Genomic DNA, 16,414 nt, shown 5'->3' on the forward strand with positions numbered 1-16,414 from the left:
GGGGGGGGCGGGGGCGCTTTTTTGGATTTATTCGGCGGTGAGCACCGGGTGCTCTCCGTCGGCGGAGGCATGGATGCTCTGGATGGGATGGAGGTAGCTGTCGATGAGCTTGGTGGCGATGTCGTCCTCCAGATCCTTCTGAATCTGGCGGCGCAGATTGCGGGCGCCGTAGGTCATGGAGTAGGACTTCTTCACCAGGTAGTCCAGCAGCGCGTCGTCCCAGGTGAAGGTGATGCCCTTCTCCTTCAGCGCGTCCTGGAGCTCACGGAGCATAATGGCGGCAATGGCCTTGAAGTTGTCCTCGGTGAGCTTGTTGAAGTAGACGATCTCGTCCACGCGGTTGATGAACTCGGGCCGCAGGAAGGATTCCAGGGCCTTCATGGCCCGCTCCCTGCCCTGCTGGTCGGCGGTGCGGCCGAAACCTACGGAGCCGGCGGAAGTGCGTGCGTCGCTGCCTGCATTGGAGGTCATGACAATAACCGTGTTTTCGAAGTTCACGTTGCGGCCCTGGGCATCGGTGATGTGGCCGTCATCCAGAATCTGAAGCAGGATGTTGAGCACGTCGGGGTGGGCCTTCTCAATCTCGTCAAACAGAATGACGCAGTAGGGCTTGCGGCGCACCTTTTCGGTGAGCTGGCCCGCCTCGTCGTAGCCCACATAGCCTGGGGGAGAGCCAATGATGCGGCTGACGGCGAACTTCTCCATGAACTCGCTCATGTCCAGTCGGATAAGGGATTCGGGGGAGTGGAACATGTCCATGGCCAGCCGCTTGACCAGCTCGGTCTTGCCCACGCCGGTGGAGCCCACAAAGATGAAGGACACGGGCTTGCGCTTGGAGGCGATGCCCACCCGGCCACGGCGGACAGCGGCGGCCACGGCGTGAACCGCCTCGTCCTGACCGATGAGGTGCTCCTTCAGCCGGTCTTCCAGCTTGGCCAGGCGCTCATACTCGGCCTCCTGGATCTGGCTGGCGGGGATCTTGGTCCAAAGCTCGATCACACGGGCCAGATGCTCTACCGTCAGAGGGGGGGCGCTCTGGGCCTCCAGCTTGTTCAGCTCGTCCTGAAGCTGGATCTCCCGGCTCTTGATGGAGGCCAGCCGCTCATAGTCACGGCTGCTGCCCTCGTCGGAGAGGAGCTTCTCCCGCTCTCCGGCCAGGTTTTCCAGCTCCCTGCGGAAGTTGGACTGCCGCTGCTCGTTGGCCGCCAGGGCTTCGGTGGTGGCGGGGTTGCCCATGAGGGAGTCGTGCTCGGCGGTCAGCTTGTTCAGCTCCCGGCGGATCTCGGTCTGCCGCTGCTCATTGTTCTTGAGGGTGGTCTGCCGCTTGTAGTCCCGGTCGTTGGCCTCCACCATCAGGTTTTCACGCTCTTTTTCCAGGGCATCCAGCTCCTTTTTCACCTCCACCTCCCGGGCCAAGGTCTTGTTGTGGAGGTTGACGTCGGAGCAGGCCTCGTCAATGAGGTCGATGGCCTTGTCGGGCAGGAAACGGTCGGTGATGTACCGCTCGCTCATGGTCACGGCCAGGCGGCACATCTCGGGGGAGATGGAGACAAAGTGGTACTTCTCGTAGTAAGGGGCGATACCCTGGATGATCCTGATGGAGTCGTCGATGGAGGGCTCCTCCACCATGACAGGCTGGAAACGCCGCTCCAGGGCGGAGTCCTTCTCAATGTACTTGCGGTACTCGGTGAGAGTGGTGGCGCCAATGACCTGAATCTCGCCCCGGCTCAGGGCGGGCTTGAGAATGTTGGCGGCGTTCATGGAGCCCTCGGCGTCGCCGGCGCCCACGATGTTGTGCACCTCGTCGATGACCAGGATGATGTTGCCCAGCTTCTTGATCTCCTCGATGAGGCCCTTCATGCGGCTCTCAAACTGGCCGCGGAACTGGGTGCCCGCCACCAGGGCGGTGAGATCCAGCAGGTAGACCTCCTTGTCCAGCAGCTTGTAGGGCACGTCCCGCTGGTAGATCTTCTGGGCCAGCCCCTCGGCAATGGCGGTTTTGCCCACGCCGGGCTCACCGATCAGACAGGGGTTGTTCTTCTGGCGGCGGTTGAGGATCTGGATGGTGCGCTGGATCTCCTCGTCCCGGCCGATGATGCGGTCCAGCTTGCCGTCAGCGGCCTTCTGAGTCAGGGAGATGCAGTAATTCTCCAAAAACTTGCGCTTGGGCTGCTTTTCGCCCTTCTTGTCCTTGTCTCCGCGCTCGGCGCGGGGCTGCTCCCGCTCAGGGGGCTGGGCCTGGGGGCTTTGAGCCGAGCCAAAGAGCTTGTTGAGGAAGGGGAAGGTGGCGGTTTTGCCCTCGTCCTCCTCGTCTTCGTCGGCCTCCTCCGCGGACATCAGGCCCTCCATGCCCTCGGCGCCGCCGAAGGCGGACATCATCTCATTGGTCAGGCCCTCCAGATCCTCGTCACTGATGCCCATCTTCTGCATCATATCTTCCACGGGCTTGATGCCCATTTCCTTCGCGCACTTGAGGCAGAGGCCCTCGCTTTTGGTGGTCCCGCCCTCCATCTTCTGGATAAAGATCACGGCCACATTTTTATGGCATCTGGAACAAAGTGTGGGTTGCATTTGTATTCAGCTCCTTTGGAGGGGAGAATAGTCCCCTCAGAGAAATGATTCTAATTCGAAATTATGAACTGCGTATGAATCACGCCTGTTTTCTTTTCTTTAAAGCCTTCCGGTACTGGAAGATATAACTGCACAGGGCGGCCAGAGTGAGGGCCAGGGCGAAGGAGATTAGTCCGGTGGCCCAGGGGCGTGGGATGGCAGGGAAGAGCACCAGCGCGGCGCAGACCACGAAAAAGACGCCGGTAGAGGTCTTGCCCAGCCAGTTGGAGGAGATCACATCACCCAGTTTCTGGTACATGAGATAGCCGCCGATGGCCATGGTCAGCTCCTTTAGGAAAAAGACGACGACCGCCCACAGAGGGATGATGCCGTCGGCGGTGATGCAGATAATGACCGTAAAGGTCATCAGCTTGTCCGCCAGAGGGTCCAGAATCCGCCCCAGCTTGGTGATCTGGTTGAAGTGCCGGGCGATCCAGCCGTCAGCTACATCGGTGAGGAAGGCGGTTAAATAGATCAGCACCGCCCAGCGATGAGCGTCTGGAGCGGGCTGAAAGAAGACGACGGCAAAGACCGGCACCAGTACTAGCCGGAGGAGGGAGAGAAGGTTTGGGATGGACATAGGAGCTTCACCTGATTTTCTTTGGTTTAGGGCGGGATTACAGGCCGCTGAGCAGGGAGAGGGGATTGGTAGTCATGAAGAATTTCAGCAGGTGGGTTTGGTTTACCAGGGACTCAGGCAGTACGTGCCCGAAGAATTGCAGCAGCCAGGCCGCCACAAACAGAAGGACGCAGGCCTGCACCAGGCCAAACAGCGCGCCGCAGGTCTTGTTCAGGAAATGTAGTCCGGGCAGCCGCGCCACCAGATCCAGGGCATGGCTGATCAGCTTCCAGGCAATGAGAATGAGGGCGAAGCCCAGCAGAAAGAGGATCAGGTAGGCGGCGGACTGGGCGATGGCAGCCGCAACTGCGGCGGCCGCGCTCGCGGCCACGGAGGTCATTCCGTTCTCCACGGCCTTGTCCACGGTGTTGATCAGGGTTTCATAAAAGCCCATCTCCCGCAGGGCGTTCAGTACCCCGTCCAGAGGCACGTCGTCGGGGGACAGGGCAGCGGAGCCCTCCTCCGCCACTTGCTGCTGGATGGAGGCGTTGAGCTGTTCCTCGATGGCCGAGGCGAATTTGGGCTCTAAGGCATCCGCCACCATAGGAGAGAGAGTGCGGGCGGCGAAGCTGGCGCCCACAAAAGCCACCAGCACGGCCAGCAGACCGCACAGGGACAGGATGAACCCCCGGTGGGCGCCCACCAGGGCGAAGAGCAGCAGCACGGCCAGAATCAGGCCGTCAGCAATCAGATAAGCCATAGGGTTTTCCTCCGAATTTATTGAGGGACATAGAGGCGGGCGGTGGTGCTGTCAATGAGCATGGCGCTGCCGTCGGAGCGCTGTAAAACCTTTTGTGCGTTCTGTGTGCCGTTCAGGGTGTTATAGAGCTCCAGATCCTGGCTGTAGATATCCAGCCGGTCGGCGGTGAGTACGCCGACATACCGCCCGGCAGCGGAGAGAGAGAGTACCTGCTCCTCTACGGGGAGGGCAGCGGCCAGCTCACCTGAAGCGTTTATGGTGAGCAGCTCCGCCGTACTGCCCGCCCGGTATTTCCCCAGCAGGAGGGAGGCGGTGCCGTCCCCGTCCAGGGAAAAGGCCTTTAGGTAGCGCCCCCCGTAGTCGTAGGAGCCGGAGAGCACGCCGTCCCCGGAGACAATATAGAGCCCGGACTCACCCAGGGCCCAAATGCCGCTGCTGGTCCAGCGCAGATCAAGAATCGCGTTGTTGCCCACCGGGCAGGTCCAGTCCGGCTCCGTTTCCTCCTCCGTGCGGTCCAGGCGATAGAGGTCCACCCGGCTCTCAAAATTACCGTCCGTAAGGCCGATGGTGAGCAGAGCCACCGATTTGTTGTCCGGGGCAACGGCGGCGTCCATCACAAAACGGTTGGACAGGCTGAAGCGCACCAGAGGACTGTAGCTGTTGTCGTAGACCGTCACTGAGCCCTTGTGCCCGCTCTCCTGGCTGGTGACGGCCAGCCAGCCGTTCTGGTTCACATCGGCGGACAGGAGGGCCTGGCCGTCCTCTTGGGTGAGGGAAAAGACCTCCTCCCGACCGGAGTAGACAAAGAGCTCCCGGCCGCCGGCATCATAGACCAGAGCGGTGCCGCCTGCGGTGCTGACCACAGGATTTGTCATGGAAACGGCCTGATCCACAAAGGCCTGACCGCTGCCCGAATACAGCCGGATGGTGTTGGGGGAGCAGACCAGAAGATCTCCGTCCACGACGGCAAAGGCGTTGGAGGAGTCCCCAACAAAATGAAAGGACTCCGCCTGTCCGCTGTCGTTGCGCGCCAAGGTGCGGTAGGAGAACCAGCGCTTGATGAAGTCAAAATTCAGCTTGTCATAGTTGGCCACCAGGGCGACCGCGCCCACCATCAGGGCCAGTGTCACCAGAAAGGCCAGGAACCGGACAAAACGGTTGGGGCGCTTTTTGGGTTTGGGGGCGGCGTTGGGACGGCTGCCGTTGATATCTTCCATTCTATGCTCCTTCATGGATTTCATGCGGCAGAGGCATAAGCGGCACAGATAAAAGGGGCGCTTGTGCAGGCCCTGCAATAGAATTATTTTTTCGTTCCCAAATAGACTGACGTTATGGCGCAGAGGATGGCGGCGCCGATGGCGAACCACAGTGCAGCAGGCATAGAAATACCTCCAGAGTTCACATAAGGGCAGGAGAGTGAGCTATAGGACGTCCTCCTGATACCACAGTTTGGTCATATAGAGCCCCCCGGCGGGTACAGTAGGCCCGGCGGCGGTGCGGTTGCGGCCTTCCAGAATGGCGGGCACGTCATCGGGGGAGAATTTGCCGTCGGCGGCGTAGACACAAGTGCCCACCATGGCGCGCACCATGTTGTAGAGAAAGCCGTCGGCGCACACCCGGCACTCGATCAGTTCTCCGCTGCGGGAGATATTAAAGTAGTGAACCGTGCGCACGGTGGTGCGGGTTTCGGTGCCGACGCTCCGAACAGCCGCGAAGTCGTGGGTACCCACAAAGTGGGAGGCCGCACGCTGCATCACAGTCTCGTCCAGGTGTTTGGGATAGAACCAGGCGCGGTTGACGTAAAATGCGTTCCGTATGTGGGAATTGTAGATGCGGTAAGTGTACTCCTTTTTCAGGCAGGAGCCGATGGCGTTGAAGCCGTCGGGCACCTCGGTAGCCTTTACCACCACGATGTCATCGGGCAGCCGGGTGTTCACCGCCAGGGGAATCCGGTCGCAGGGGATACGGGAGGAGGTGCGGAAATTGGCGATATAGGTCTCCGCGTGCACGCCGGCGTCAGTGCGGCCCGCGCCGGTACATTTGACCGGGTGGCCCACCACCGAGGCCAGGGAGTGTTCCAGCGTCTCCGCCACGGTGACGGCGTTCTTTTGAACCTGCCAGCCGTGATAGGCCGTCCCCACATACATCAAGCGTAGCGCAATATTTCTCATAAAGCTTTAAAATCCCATTATTTTTTTCTTAAAGTCCAAAGTGCCGCAGCACGCCGATGCCGACACACAGAAGCACCGCGAAGACCAGAGCGGCGATGTCGATGCCCTTTAGCTTGAGCTGGCGCAGGCGGGTGCGGCCCTCTCCGCCGTGGTAGCAGCGGCACTCCATAGCAATGGCAAGTTCGTCGGCCCGGCGGAAGGCAGAAATGAACAGGGGTACCAGCAGGGGCACCAGGGCTTTGGCCTTCTGGAGCAGGTTGCCGGTATCGAAGTCGGCGCCGCGGGCCTTCTGAGCGGACATGATCTTGTCCGTCTCCTCGATGAGGGTGGGGATGAAGCGCAGGGCGATGGACATCATCATGGACAGCTCATGCACCGGCACATGGAGGGTTTTCAGCGGTCCCATCAGCTTTTCCAGACCGTCGGTGAGCAGGATGGGGGAGGTGGTGTAGGTCAGCAGGAAGGTGCAGGTGATGAGCATGGCGATGCGTAGTACCATAAACACCGCCGCCCAGATGCCCTCCGGGTAGATGGTGAAAATCCAGAAGGATACCAGCGGGGCCCCTTTCCCCCGGGTGTAGAACAGGTTGAGCAGGCCGGTGATAATGACGATGATGAGGATGGGCTTCATGCCACGCAGGATACTCCTGATGCCCACCTTGGACACAGCGATCAGCACCGCCAGCAGGACGAACAGGATAGCGTAGGATACCACCTGCTTGGCCAGAAACAGAGCCACAATATAGGCCACCGTGAACAGCAGCTTGGTGCGGGGATCCAGCCGGTGGAGCAGGGTGTTGCCTGGGAAGTACTGGCCCAGGGTAATGTCCTTCAATGCCACTTACACCGCCCCCCTTTCGCCGGAAGCAGACTGCTTCTGCTGACCGGCATGGCCCAGTTTGGCCAGGACGGCGTCTCTGGCCTGCTCCGTGGTGTAGACCGACGGGTCGATGTCCACGCCCATGGCCCGCAGGCGGTGGAACACCCGGGTCATGGCGGGCACGCCCAAGCCCATAGCCTCCAGCTCGTCCCCGTGGGCAAAGACCTCCCGGGGCGCGCCGGAGAAGGGAATCCGTCCGTCGTTGATCACCACCAGCCGGTCCACCGTCCGGGCCACTTCCTCCATGGAGTGGGAAACGATGATGATAGTGGCGTTTTTGGCCGTGTGATAGTCGTGGATGTTGCCCAGAATAGACGCCACGCCAACTGGGTCCAGGCCGGCGGTGGGCTCGTCCAGTATGAGCACGGAGGGCTCCATGGCAATAACGCCGGCGATGGCGACCCGGCGCTTTTGTCCGCCGGACAGCTCAAAGGGGGATTTTTCCAGCATGTCCTCCCGTAACCCAACAAACTGGGCGGCCTCGCGCACCCGGCGGTCGACCTCCCCCTCGTCCAGCCCCATGTTTTTGGGGCCGAAGGCGATATCCTTATAGATGGTCTCCTCAAAGAGCTGGTACTCCGGGTACTGAAACACCAGTCCCACCTGGAAGCGGGTCTGGCGGGTGCGCTCCTTGCTCTCCCAGATATCCCGGCCCTCGAAGAGGACGCGGCCGGAGGTGGGCTTGAGCAGCCCGTTGAGGTGCTGGATGAGGGTGGATTTGCCCGAGCCGGTGTGGCCGATGATGCCCAGGTACTCCCCGCGGTAGGCGGTAAAGTCCACGTCCACCAGGGCCCCGTGTTCAAAGGGGGTACCGGCGGAATAGATGTGGCTCAGGCGCTCCGTCTGAATGATCGGTTCCAATGGCTTCATTCCTTTATCATTTGGTGCATGCCCGCAGGTCACGCCCGTGTTTGCAGCAGATCAAAGAGCGCCTGGGCACATTCCTCGTCGCTCAGTGCGTCCAGAGGAACGTCCACCCCCGCCTGCCGGAGCTGCCACAGCAGCTCGGTGGTCTCGGGGACAGTGAGGCCCACGGCCTTCAACTCCTCCACCCGCTGAAAGACCTCCCGGGGGGGGCCGTCGGCCACCACCCGGCCCTTGGCCATGACCACCAGCCGGTCGGCCTGGGCGGCCTCGTCCATATGGTGGGTGATGAGCACTACCGTCACGCCGGAGGAGCGGTTGAGCTCACGGATGGTCTTCATGACCTCCGCCCGGCCGATGGGGTCCAGCATGGCGGTGGGCTCGTCCAGCACAATGCAGCGGGGCGCCATAGCGATGACACCGGCAATGGCCACCCGCTGTTTCTGTCCGCCGGAGAGCAGGTGGGGGGCGTGCTCCCGGTACTCGTACATGCCCACGGCCTTGAGGGCGTCGTCCACCCTCCGGCGGATCTCCGCCGGGGGCACCCCCAGATTCTCAGGGGCGAAGGCCACGTCCTCCTCCACCACGTTGGCAACGATCTGGTTGTCCGGGTTCTGGAATACCATGCCCACGGTGCGGCGGATGTCCAGCAGTTTATCCTCGTCGGCGGTGTCGATGCCGTCCACGTAGACTTTGCCGCCGGAGGGCAGCAGGATGGCGTTCAGGTGCTTGGCCAGGGTGGACTTGCCGGAGCCGTTGTGACCCAACACAGCCACAAAGGAGCCCTCCTCGATGTCCAGGCTTACCCCGTCCAGCACAAAGGGGTTGACCGCGCCCTCCTCCGCGTAGGCGAAGCGCAGCTCTTCTGTTTTGATGATCACATCGTTCATAGCGCAGCTCCTCATTCGGCAGTCCAGCGGCCCGTGGCCCCGCAGGGGAGGGCCAGGCCAGTGGCGGTTACGGGCAGACCCAGCTCCTGGCTCTCGGTGCGGCCGCCGTACCGGCGGGCTACCAGAGTCTCCAGCAGGTAGGTCAGTACCGAGGGGGCTAGCCCCGTAGTATAGGAGTTAATGAGGAAAAACAGGGGTTCGTCCGAGAGCACCCCGGCTACCAGCTCCACAAAAGGGAAGAGGTTCTCCTCCAGCTTCCAGACCTCGCCGGAGGGGCCCCGGCCGTAGGAGGGGGGGTCCATGATGACTGCATCGTACCGGCGGCCCCGGCGGATCTCCCGCTCCACGAACTTGGCGCAGTCGTCCACGATCCAGCGGATGGGCGCGTCAGACAGGCCGGAGGAGGCCGCGTTCTCCCGCGCCCAGCTCACCATGCCCTTGGCCGCGTCCACGTGGCACACGGCGGCTCCCGCCGCCGCGCAGGCCACCGAGGCCGCGCCGGTGTAGGCAAAGAGGTTGAGCACCCGGATGGGCCGCCCGGCGGAGCGGATGCGCTCCATGGCGAAATCCCAGTTGGCCGCCTGCTCCGGGAAGACGCCGGTATGCTTGAAGTTCATAGGCTTGATGTTGAGGGTCAGCCCCTTGTAACCCAATGTCCAGCGCTGGGGCAGTTCCTTCTTGACCCACTGGCCCCCTCCGGTGGAGGCGCGCTGGTACCGGGCGTCGTATTTCCGCCAGCCGGGGTGGCGGCCCTCCGGGCGCCAAATGGCCTGGGGATCCGGCCGCACCAGCAGATACTTGCCCCAGCGCTCCAGACGCTCGCCGCCGCCGCAGTCCAGCAGCTCATAGTCCTTCCAGTCACTTGAAATCCACATAATATGATCTTCCCACCATAGTTTTTGTCATAATCATCCTATTATATCATTCCCTACTATACCAGTCAACGAAAAGAAGCGCAAACAGCAGGGGCGCGGGGTGAAAAATATGAATCGACCCGCGCCCCTATGCGGCGTCTCCTGCAAACTGACCAGGCGCCCCTGTAAGACAGTTCAATCCACGCACCCGCGAGGAGTGCGACATCTCTTTGAACATGGACATCAGCTCCGGCAGATTATTTCAACCCACGCACCCCGCGAGGGGTGCGACGCCGGGGCGGAGGGAGGGAAACAAGTCGGAGTTGATATTTCAATCCACGCACCCCGCGAGGGGTGCGACGGGATGATGATAGCGACAACGATGCAGTCCGCCCGATTTCAATCCACGCACCCCGCGAGGGGTGCGACCGGCTCTATTTAATGGCACTATTCGGGACGTATAACAATTTCAATCCACGCACCCCGCGAGGGGTGCGACGCCCCGCCGCATGGTTCAAAATCGGCACGGGGCCATTTCAATCCACGCACCCCGCGAGGGGTGCGACGTGCAAATTGGGAGGAGGGCGCAAGATGACGCCAAACATTTCAATCCACGCACCCCGCGAGGGGTGCGACCGCTTATTATGGATGCTTTTATTGCCAACGCAAATTTCAATCCACGCACCCCGCGAGGGGTGCGACGGACAACGGGTGTGTATTTGGGGATACCCCAAAGATTTCAATCCACGCACCCCGCGAGGGGTGCGACCATCGGCATCCCGGCCGGCCATAATCCCCTTCTCTATTTCAATCCACGCACCCCGCGAGGGGTGCGACGGTTTGGGTGCCATATCACCCCTTTATTTTACCAATTTCAATCCACGCACCCCGCGAGGGGTGCGACGCTCACAATGCCGACAGCGGCGGCGGTCAAATAGTCCATTTCAATCCACGCACCCCGCGAGGGGTGCGACGCCGCAACGTCCACCGGGACATTGTCATACGCCAATTTCAATCCACGCACCCCGCGAGGGGTGCGACTTGCCCAGCCAACTTCAAAATAGTATCCTCACTATTTCAATCCACGCACCCCGCGAGGGGTGCGACTCCAGCTTCATCTGATACCTTGTTACCGGAGACAATTTCAATCCACGCACCCCGCGAGGGGTGCGACGGTGACCACCTGGAGGCGCTAACCTGTTCCGGTGTATTTCAATCCACGCACCCCGCGAGGGGTGCGACCTCCCGGCTCCACGCCGTCGGGCAGCTCAATCTATTTCAATCCACGCACCCCGCGAGGGGTGCGACAGCAAACTTTACCAAAGAGCAGAGAGTTTGCTTGGCTCAATTCGCTTATTTGCACAAGGGGAAGAAGGCTGAGCATACAAAAACAAACGCGCCTATGCTCCATTAAGCTTTCCTTTATGCTTTTTGGGTGCGAACCGGCCGGAGAAGGCGTGTCATCTTGGACTTCGCACGCTACAAAATCAAAGGTTCGTCTGGAAGGTAGGTCTGCTTACAGCCAAAGTGTTCGATCTTCTGCTCATAGCGATTTCCCAAGGAATAAAAGCGGAGACTGTCCCGTTCGGGGTCCATGATTGCGCACAGCTTGGCCTGAAGGAGTTTGTACTGGGCCGGGTCCAGCTTGCACTCAAAGACGGAATTCTGAACCCGCTGGCCGTAGTTGACGCACTGCTTGGCGATCTGCCGCAGGCGCTTGCGCCCGGCGGCATCCGCCGTATTGACGTCGTAGGTAATCAAAACCAGCATAATGGCCTCACTTCCACAAAAAGGGCGGATAGGCATCTAGGTCGCCGCGGAGGCAGCGGGCCAGAAGCAGCGCCTGGAGATAGGGAACCAGTCCCCAAGAGATCTTTTCCTGGAGATAGGGGTGGGTCAGAGGCTCCTTTTTCCGCTCCTGCCAACGCTTCAGAACGGCTCTGCGGCCAGAGTCGCTCAAAAAGACCGCCCCATTCTCCAGAAAATCAAAGTCCTGCCGCCCCACCATTCGGTTGTTTATCAGGGTTAAAACGAACCGGTCGGCCATACAGGGGCGCAGCTCCTCCATCAGATCCAGGGCCAGAGAGGCCCGGCCAGGGCGATCCCGGTGGAGAAAGCCCACGTAGGAATCCAGCCCCACGCTCTCCAGTGCAGAGGCGCAGTCGTGCGAGAGCAGACTGTAGACAAAGGAGAGCAGGGCGTTGACAGGATCCCGCGGCGGACGGCGGCTGCGGCTTTGGTAGGAAAAGAGGGGCTTTTCACCCAAGATCAGCTGGTCGAACTGCCCGAAATAGAGGGTTGCTCCGGCGCCCTCCAGGCCGCGCAGATGCTCGAGAGAGGCGGCCGCGGCGATTTGGGGGAGAAGCTCTTTCAGATGAGACGCGGAGGCTGTCAGGCTGGCGGCGTCCAGCCGGAGCCCGTGATCTCTTCGGGTGCGCTCGATGCTCCAGCGGGCGTTATAGACCTTGCCGAAGATCATACTGCGGGCAATGCGGCAACTGGCGGAGGGTTCGTCCGCCGTGCGGTACTGGGCACGCCGGAGCAGGACGTTTCCCGAGGTACTCCCAGCGATCCGGGCCAGAAACCGCCCGCGCGGCGTGCAGAAGGCCAGAGAGATACCGCGCTCGGCGCAGGCGCCCATCAGGGCGGGAGAGGCCCCGGGGTAGGAGAAGGAGACAATGCCGCTCAAGGTATGGAGCGGGTAGCGGGCGGCCTCCTGATGTTCCCGGCTGGCGACCACATTTTCGCCGTCCAGGGACAGATAGATGTCCTCCGAGGTCACGAAGAGGGTGTTCAACAGTTGTCTCATGGCGTTTCCTCCATGGCCCGGTTCAGATAATCGGATACGGACTCCCGCCGGATCAGCTGCGGCAGGCACAGCTCCTTCAGAGAACAGGCGCCGCAGAACTTGCCCGGCCTGGCTTTGGGGGTGTGGCCCCGCCGGAAGGGCTGATGCATCTCCTCTGCGGCGGACTGAACCTGACGGCGCAGCTCCGGAGAGAAGCGCACCGGAGTGCGCCGGCGGGTTTCGCCATAGTAGAGCGCGCCCTCCGGGACGGAGCAGCACAGCATTTCCTCCAGACACATGGCCTGGGCGCACAGTTGAAGCTCGTCCGCCTGGTGAGGCTTTGGCCGGCCGCGCTTGTACTCCACGGGAAAGGGCAGCCAGCGGCCCTCCTAGCCCGCGAGGGGGACGCCCTCCGGCGCGGCGCGAAATTCGACCACGTCGCACTGGCCGGACAGTCCCAGGGTAGGGGAGGCCACCGCCAGACTGCGGAGAACCAGAGTATCGCCCCGCCGCTCCCGAAGGGAGGCGTCGTGGGCACGCTCATGGAAGAGCTGGCCCTCTATGGTGCGCAGATTTTCCTGCCACTGCTGTTCCAGATGGATCAGCGCCCACTGGCGGCGGCAGAAGGCAAAGTGCTGAAGGCCGGAGAGGGGGAGGAACTCCTCCTCACGGAAGTTCACCCCATCCGCCGGCAGGTGATTCCGGCGGGGAGGGCGGCCTCGTCCACCGTGACGGAGTAATCCTGATAGGAGCGGGCAGGGGCGGGATCACCGGGATCCCTCCGGGTGACATGTACCGCTTCAAAGAGCTTCCAGGCCGGGGCGCAGCCCAGCTCGTTGTCGTGCTGGAAGACAATCAGCTCCCGCACGGCCATCTTGCCCCGTGCGGCGGAGTGGTCGTGCTCGAACATATTGAGGATTGCCTCCCACAGCAGGGACAGATCCTCCTCGGAGAAGCCGGTGGTCTTGCGGGCCAGGTTGGCGGAGACGTAGCCCTCGCAGCGATAGAGACCATAGGGGATGACATACTTTCTCCCCATCTCAGTGCCCTTTTTCTCCGCGTCGGCCTCGGTGGTGATGGCCACGCGGGTGATGGTGACCTCCTGAGGAATGACGGGTTCCACGCTGCGGGCAAAGCCCAGCTGCACCGGCCCCCGCACCTGGCCGCAGTTGAGAGCGGCCTTCACAAAGGTGGTCATCACCGCGCCGAAGGTGCGCACATCGTAGAAGTTGGCGCACATCCAGTCCCGGACTTTCCGATCCAGGTCGGGATCGGCCTTTTTCTTTTCCTTGACGGTTTTTTCGTCCACGTCCAGGGCGGCGTAGGCCTCGGCGTCGCTGCGGTTGAGAGGCACGCCGTCCTTGACATAGATGCGGTAGCCGGTGGCGTCCTCCTTCACCGTCTCCACATAGTTGCGGATCTTCCGCTTCAGGCACACGTCGGTGACAATGCCCAGGCCGGTCTCCGGATCCACCCGGGGCATATTGCCCGCGTCCGGATCCCCGTTGGGATTGCCGTTCTCCACGTCGAACAGGATGACAAATTCATAGCGGTTTTTGATAGGCTCGGACATATTACTTCTCCTCCTTCTTCTTCTGATAGCGGGCCTGAGTCTGGAAATAGTAACCCAGCTGGAACGAACCCTGCTGGGGGAGATTCAGGTGGGCGGGGTATTCCGTACCCAGCTTGGAGAGTAGCTCGGTCATCTGCTTCTCATAGGCGATGGAGAGACCGCGGTTGGCGGCGTTCAGCTTTTTCAGATGCTTCTGAGCCAGATTGACCAGGACGGGGAATACCGCGGCAGGGGTAGCCGACGCTCCGCTGAAATACTTGTCGCGGATGGTGGCGTTGATGCCGGGGTTGGCAGCGGCCTGGACGGCCTCCAGCACGGAGAACAGCCGCCCCAGGAGATAGGAGACATTGGTGGCGTCAGGATTGAGAGACACTTGTAAGACCTCCTCCGGTATATCAGGATGTTCGCGGCCGGTACTCTCGGCCAGCTTTGTGTAATAGGCTTTCAGAATGGCGGCCCGGCCCCGGGTGACCTCCCGTTCCGCCCGGATGCGGAGGGCGACGCCGTTGAGCAGCGTGGCCGGATATCGGGTGTCGTTCAGCACCGCCCGCAGAACCTCGCCGGCCAGATCGGGGGCGGGGGACTTGTCCCGGGCGTTCTGGTTTACCGTTTCGTCCAGCAGCTTCCAGATGGGCAGGGTCTCAAACTTGTCATAGGAGGGGCGAATGATCTCCAGCCGCCGGTAGTGGGACTGGATGTGTTCCAGGAATCCCCGGAAGGTATTGTGGAGGAAAAAGCGCACTGACAGCCGGGCGGCGTTGGGGGAGAGGCCTAGGATATAGAAATCCATGTTGGGATCGAGCTTGTCCTCCTGAAAGTCCACGGGGATTCCCTGGCACAGCTGTGCGGTCATGCCGCGGAGATCCGCGGCGCTGTACGGCGTCGGCGCCCCCAGCAGAGCCCCGCCGAAAAAGGCCTGGTAGGCGTCGCCGCCACCTCTGGCCCAGCAGACGACGGTGGCGTCCCCGAGCTGGTAGACGTGCTCCCGGTCGTCCAGCAGGTGGTTGAGGGCGGTGGTGTAGGCGAAAGCGACATATTCGCTGGTAGGGGCATTATATCCTTGTTCTTTCCCGTAGGATGAAAAGGCGGGACTTCCTTTGTCAAACCCCACAAGGGTCCAGCCATTAGGAGAGCGTGAAGACGTACGGAGTTTCTTTATGCTGTTATGGATGCGGGCGATTGGAGCATCCTTCCCAGTGACCAAGCAGACTCCAAGGCATCCTTGCGTACTACTTTCCTGATAGTACATATCCCAACCAGTTTGAATTTTTGGACTGTCCAACACCCATGTATTTGTGTCTGTAATATAAAAAGCGAGGTTTCCTTTTCCTAAGTCGTATGGAAGGGCGTCTTGAACGATTGGATTGCTAAGTGCAGACTCGATGTCCCAGTTGTCCAAAAAGTTAATGACAGCGCGGGCCTCCAGGCAATCGATGTGGGATAATATGTCCTTGTTATAGCTGGAAAACGCAGCAAAATAGGCTTTGGAGCGTGCTGTTATTTCTCCTTCCTTATCAATACCGAGAACATATGTGGCGGTGTCGCACAAAAAATAGGGTGGCGGCTTTGTTCCAGAGCGTTTTAATTGCATTGGGACTGCTGTGGGGCGACCGTTTTTATTTGTATCACTTTCTAATAGGGTGATGTTTTTTAATGTCCCTGCGGAATTGATAAAAACAGCGAACCGCACATTTGTTTGGCTCCATCCGAAACGCGGTGGTTTTGACTTGTTGGGTGGAAGTTCTAAGAGTGTCTCATAGTAGTCAGTCAGTGCCTGCAAAATCATCCCCGCACCTCCCCACTTTCCCGGGCGGGCACCTCCAGCACTCCGTCCCGCAGGGTGCCGCGGAAGAACAGGGGGCGGATATCCTCCGGATTTGTATAGTCCATGTCCCATAGCATCCAGCCCAGATCGCGCTCTCCCACCAGTTCATTCGGGCAGGGGGGCAGCTCCTCGCACCAGCGGAAATGGGCTGGAAACTCCCGGCAGCCGAAGCAGGGCTGGTGATAGAACTGCCCCTTTTTGATGCGGCGCTTGACAATGTCCTGAAACTTGCCCGGATTGTCTCCAGGGGAGGCCTGACTGGTTATGTCGAAATGGGCCTCAATGACATACCGCACATCCCGCAGCAGCAGGGCGGCCCGCTGCTGTATGTCGTCGGATGTGCACAGATACAGCTCCCCCTTGCCCCGCTCCATCACCGTCCGGGCCGAGCGGGCGGAGAGAGTGGACTTGACCTCGTTGCGCCGCAGGTTGGTGAAGCGGATGGGAGCGCACACATGGATGCGGTCGATGATCCACCTCAGCCCAGGATGCCAGTAGATAGCCTCCACCAACCCCCTGGCGGCGGAGGGGGTCATGACATCGTAGCTCACCCGTTCTACTTTCATCTCCGGGCGGGTAAAGAGGGCATAATCCCCCCGAACCTCCAGCTGAATGGACATAGGCGTTCACTCCTTTTCTT

Annotated in this window: 14 protein-coding genes, 1 pseudogene and 1 CRISPR repeat array; all 15 genes and pseudogenes read right to left on the bottom strand. The window is 60.9% G+C overall.

Annotated elements, in window-relative coordinates; translation table 11 throughout:
- Nucleotides 1-27 precede the first annotated feature (27 nt).
- The 15 genes and pseudogenes from ACESY8_RS10815 to cas5c all read right to left on the bottom strand — a co-directional run bounded on the left by ACESY8_RS10815 (nucleotide 28) and on the right by cas5c (nucleotide 16,394).
- Nucleotides 28-2,571 carry an ATP-dependent Clp protease ATP-binding subunit gene (locus ACESY8_RS10815; protein WP_054338276.1) on the bottom strand — a complete coding sequence of 848 codons (2,544 nt, stop codon included), beginning with the start codon at nucleotides 2,569-2,571 and terminating at the stop codon, nucleotides 28-30.
- A gap of 79 nt (nucleotides 2,572-2,650) precedes the next feature.
- Nucleotides 2,651-3,190, bottom strand: a complete 540-nt coding sequence (pgsA, locus tag ACESY8_RS10820; RefSeq protein WP_007489340.1) for a CDP-diacylglycerol--glycerol-3-phosphate 3-phosphatidyltransferase — start codon at nucleotides 3,188-3,190, stop codon at nucleotides 2,651-2,653.
- Nucleotides 3,191-3,227: 37 nt separating this feature from the next.
- Nucleotides 3,228-3,929: a CvpA family protein gene (locus tag ACESY8_RS10825; RefSeq protein ID WP_007489339.1), complete on the bottom strand. Its 702-nt coding sequence runs from the start codon at nucleotides 3,927-3,929 to the stop codon at nucleotides 3,228-3,230.
- 17 nt (nucleotides 3,930-3,946) lie between these two features.
- On the bottom strand, nucleotides 3,947-5,146 hold the full coding sequence (locus ACESY8_RS10830; protein WP_024724186.1) for a DUF5711 family protein: 1,200 nt from the start codon (nucleotides 5,144-5,146) through the stop codon (nucleotides 3,947-3,949).
- Between the two features lie 204 nt (nucleotides 5,147-5,350).
- The gene (gene truA / locus ACESY8_RS10835; RefSeq protein WP_054338277.1) at nucleotides 5,351-6,100 is read right to left on the bottom strand and encodes a tRNA pseudouridine(38-40) synthase TruA; all 750 of its coding nucleotides are present in this window, start codon (nucleotides 6,098-6,100) and stop codon (nucleotides 5,351-5,353) included.
- 28 nt (nucleotides 6,101-6,128) lie between these two features.
- Complete coding sequence (locus ACESY8_RS10840; protein ID WP_021631007.1) at nucleotides 6,129-6,941, bottom strand: energy-coupling factor transporter transmembrane component T family protein; 813 nt, start codon at nucleotides 6,939-6,941, stop codon at nucleotides 6,129-6,131.
- A complete protein-coding gene (locus tag ACESY8_RS10845) occupies nucleotides 6,942-7,841 on the bottom strand; it encodes an energy-coupling factor transporter ATPase (RefSeq protein ID WP_080567995.1) in 900 nt (299 codons plus the stop codon). It lies immediately after the preceding gene.
- A 38-nt stretch (nucleotides 7,842-7,879) separates the two neighbouring features.
- Nucleotides 7,880-8,734: an energy-coupling factor transporter ATPase gene (locus ACESY8_RS10850; RefSeq protein WP_054338278.1), complete on the bottom strand. Its 855-nt coding sequence runs from the start codon at nucleotides 8,732-8,734 to the stop codon at nucleotides 7,880-7,882.
- 11 nt (nucleotides 8,735-8,745) lie between these two features.
- On the bottom strand, nucleotides 8,746-9,609 hold the full coding sequence (locus ACESY8_RS10855; RefSeq protein ID WP_204681246.1) for a class I SAM-dependent methyltransferase: 864 nt from the start codon (nucleotides 9,607-9,609) through the stop codon (nucleotides 8,746-8,748).
- Between the two features lie 238 nt (nucleotides 9,610-9,847).
- Nucleotides 9,848-10,896: a CRISPR direct-repeat array (repeat unit 33 nt; unit sequence ATTTCAATCCACGCACCCCGCGAGGGGTGCGAC).
- A gap of 171 nt (nucleotides 10,897-11,067) precedes the next feature.
- Complete coding sequence (cas2, locus tag ACESY8_RS10860) at nucleotides 11,068-11,358, bottom strand: CRISPR-associated endonuclease Cas2 (protein WP_054338279.1); 291 nt, start codon at nucleotides 11,356-11,358, stop codon at nucleotides 11,068-11,070.
- A 7-nt stretch (nucleotides 11,359-11,365) separates the two neighbouring features.
- Entirely contained in the window at nucleotides 11,366-12,397 is a 1,032-nt protein-coding gene (gene cas1c / locus ACESY8_RS10865) for a type I-C CRISPR-associated endonuclease Cas1c (RefSeq protein WP_204681244.1), read from the bottom strand.
- A pseudogene (gene cas4, locus ACESY8_RS10870) lies at nucleotides 12,394-13,056 on the bottom strand (CRISPR-associated protein Cas4). Before cas4 ends, cas1c begins: the two are co-directional and overlap by 4 nt.
- Complete coding sequence (gene cas7c, locus ACESY8_RS10875; RefSeq protein ID WP_054338280.1) at nucleotides 13,053-13,949, bottom strand: type I-C CRISPR-associated protein Cas7/Csd2; 897 nt, start codon at nucleotides 13,947-13,949, stop codon at nucleotides 13,053-13,055. Before cas7c ends, cas4 begins: the two are co-directional and overlap by 4 nt.
- 1 nt (nucleotide 13,950) lies before the next feature.
- The gene (cas8c, locus tag ACESY8_RS10880; protein ID WP_498794738.1) at nucleotides 13,951-15,846 is read right to left on the bottom strand and encodes a type I-C CRISPR-associated protein Cas8c/Csd1; all 1,896 of its coding nucleotides are present in this window, start codon (nucleotides 15,844-15,846) and stop codon (nucleotides 13,951-13,953) included.
- Nucleotides 15,732-16,394: a type I-C CRISPR-associated protein Cas5c gene (gene cas5c / locus ACESY8_RS10885; RefSeq protein WP_138306930.1), complete on the bottom strand. Its 663-nt coding sequence runs from the start codon at nucleotides 16,392-16,394 to the stop codon at nucleotides 15,732-15,734. Before cas5c ends, cas8c begins: the two co-directional genes overlap by 115 nt.
- Nucleotides 16,395-16,414: the final 20 nt, after the last annotated feature.

Origin of the sequence: Clostridium sp. ATCC BAA-442 (assembly GCF_964239415.1) — a bacterium.
GTDB lineage: Bacteria > Bacillota > Clostridia > Oscillospirales > Oscillospiraceae > Flavonifractor > Flavonifractor plautii.

What these genes read in the sequence shown, in the direction of transcription:
- ACESY8_RS10815 (WP_054338276.1), bottom strand. Translation starts at nt 2,571, where the DNA reads ATGCAACCCACACTTTGTTCCAGATGCCATAAAAATGTGGCCGTGATC.
- pgsA (WP_007489340.1), bottom strand. Translation starts at nt 3,190, where the DNA reads ATGTCCATCCCAAACCTTCTCTCCCTCCTCCGGCTAGTACTGGTGCCG.
- ACESY8_RS10825 (WP_007489339.1), bottom strand. Translation starts at nt 3,929, where the DNA reads ATGGCTTATCTGATTGCTGACGGCCTGATTCTGGCCGTGCTGCTGCTC.
- ACESY8_RS10830 (WP_024724186.1), bottom strand. Translation starts at nt 5,146, where the DNA reads ATGGAAGATATCAACGGCAGCCGTCCCAACGCCGCCCCCAAACCCAAA.
- truA (WP_054338277.1), bottom strand. Translation starts at nt 6,100, where the DNA reads ATGAGAAATATTGCGCTACGCTTGATGTATGTGGGGACGGCCTATCAC.
- ACESY8_RS10850 (WP_054338278.1), bottom strand. Translation starts at nt 8,734, where the DNA reads ATGAACGATGTGATCATCAAAACAGAAGAGCTGCGCTTCGCCTACGCG.
- ACESY8_RS10855 (WP_204681246.1), bottom strand. Translation starts at nt 9,609, where the DNA reads ATGTGGATTTCAAGTGACTGGAAGGACTATGAGCTGCTGGACTGCGGC.
- cas2 (WP_054338279.1), bottom strand. Translation starts at nt 11,358, where the DNA reads ATGCTGGTTTTGATTACCTACGACGTCAATACGGCGGATGCCGCCGGG.
- cas1c (WP_204681244.1), bottom strand. Translation starts at nt 12,397, where the DNA reads ATGAGACAACTGTTGAACACCCTCTTCGTGACCTCGGAGGACATCTAT.
- cas7c (WP_054338280.1), bottom strand. Translation starts at nt 13,949, where the DNA reads ATGTCCGAGCCTATCAAAAACCGCTATGAATTTGTCATCCTGTTCGAC.
- cas8c (WP_498794738.1), bottom strand. Translation starts at nt 15,846, where the DNA reads ATGGGACATGGACTATACAAATCCGGAGGATATCCGCCCCCTGTTCTT.
- cas5c (WP_138306930.1), bottom strand. Translation starts at nt 16,394, where the DNA reads ATGTCCATTCAGCTGGAGGTTCGGGGGGATTATGCCCTCTTTACCCGC.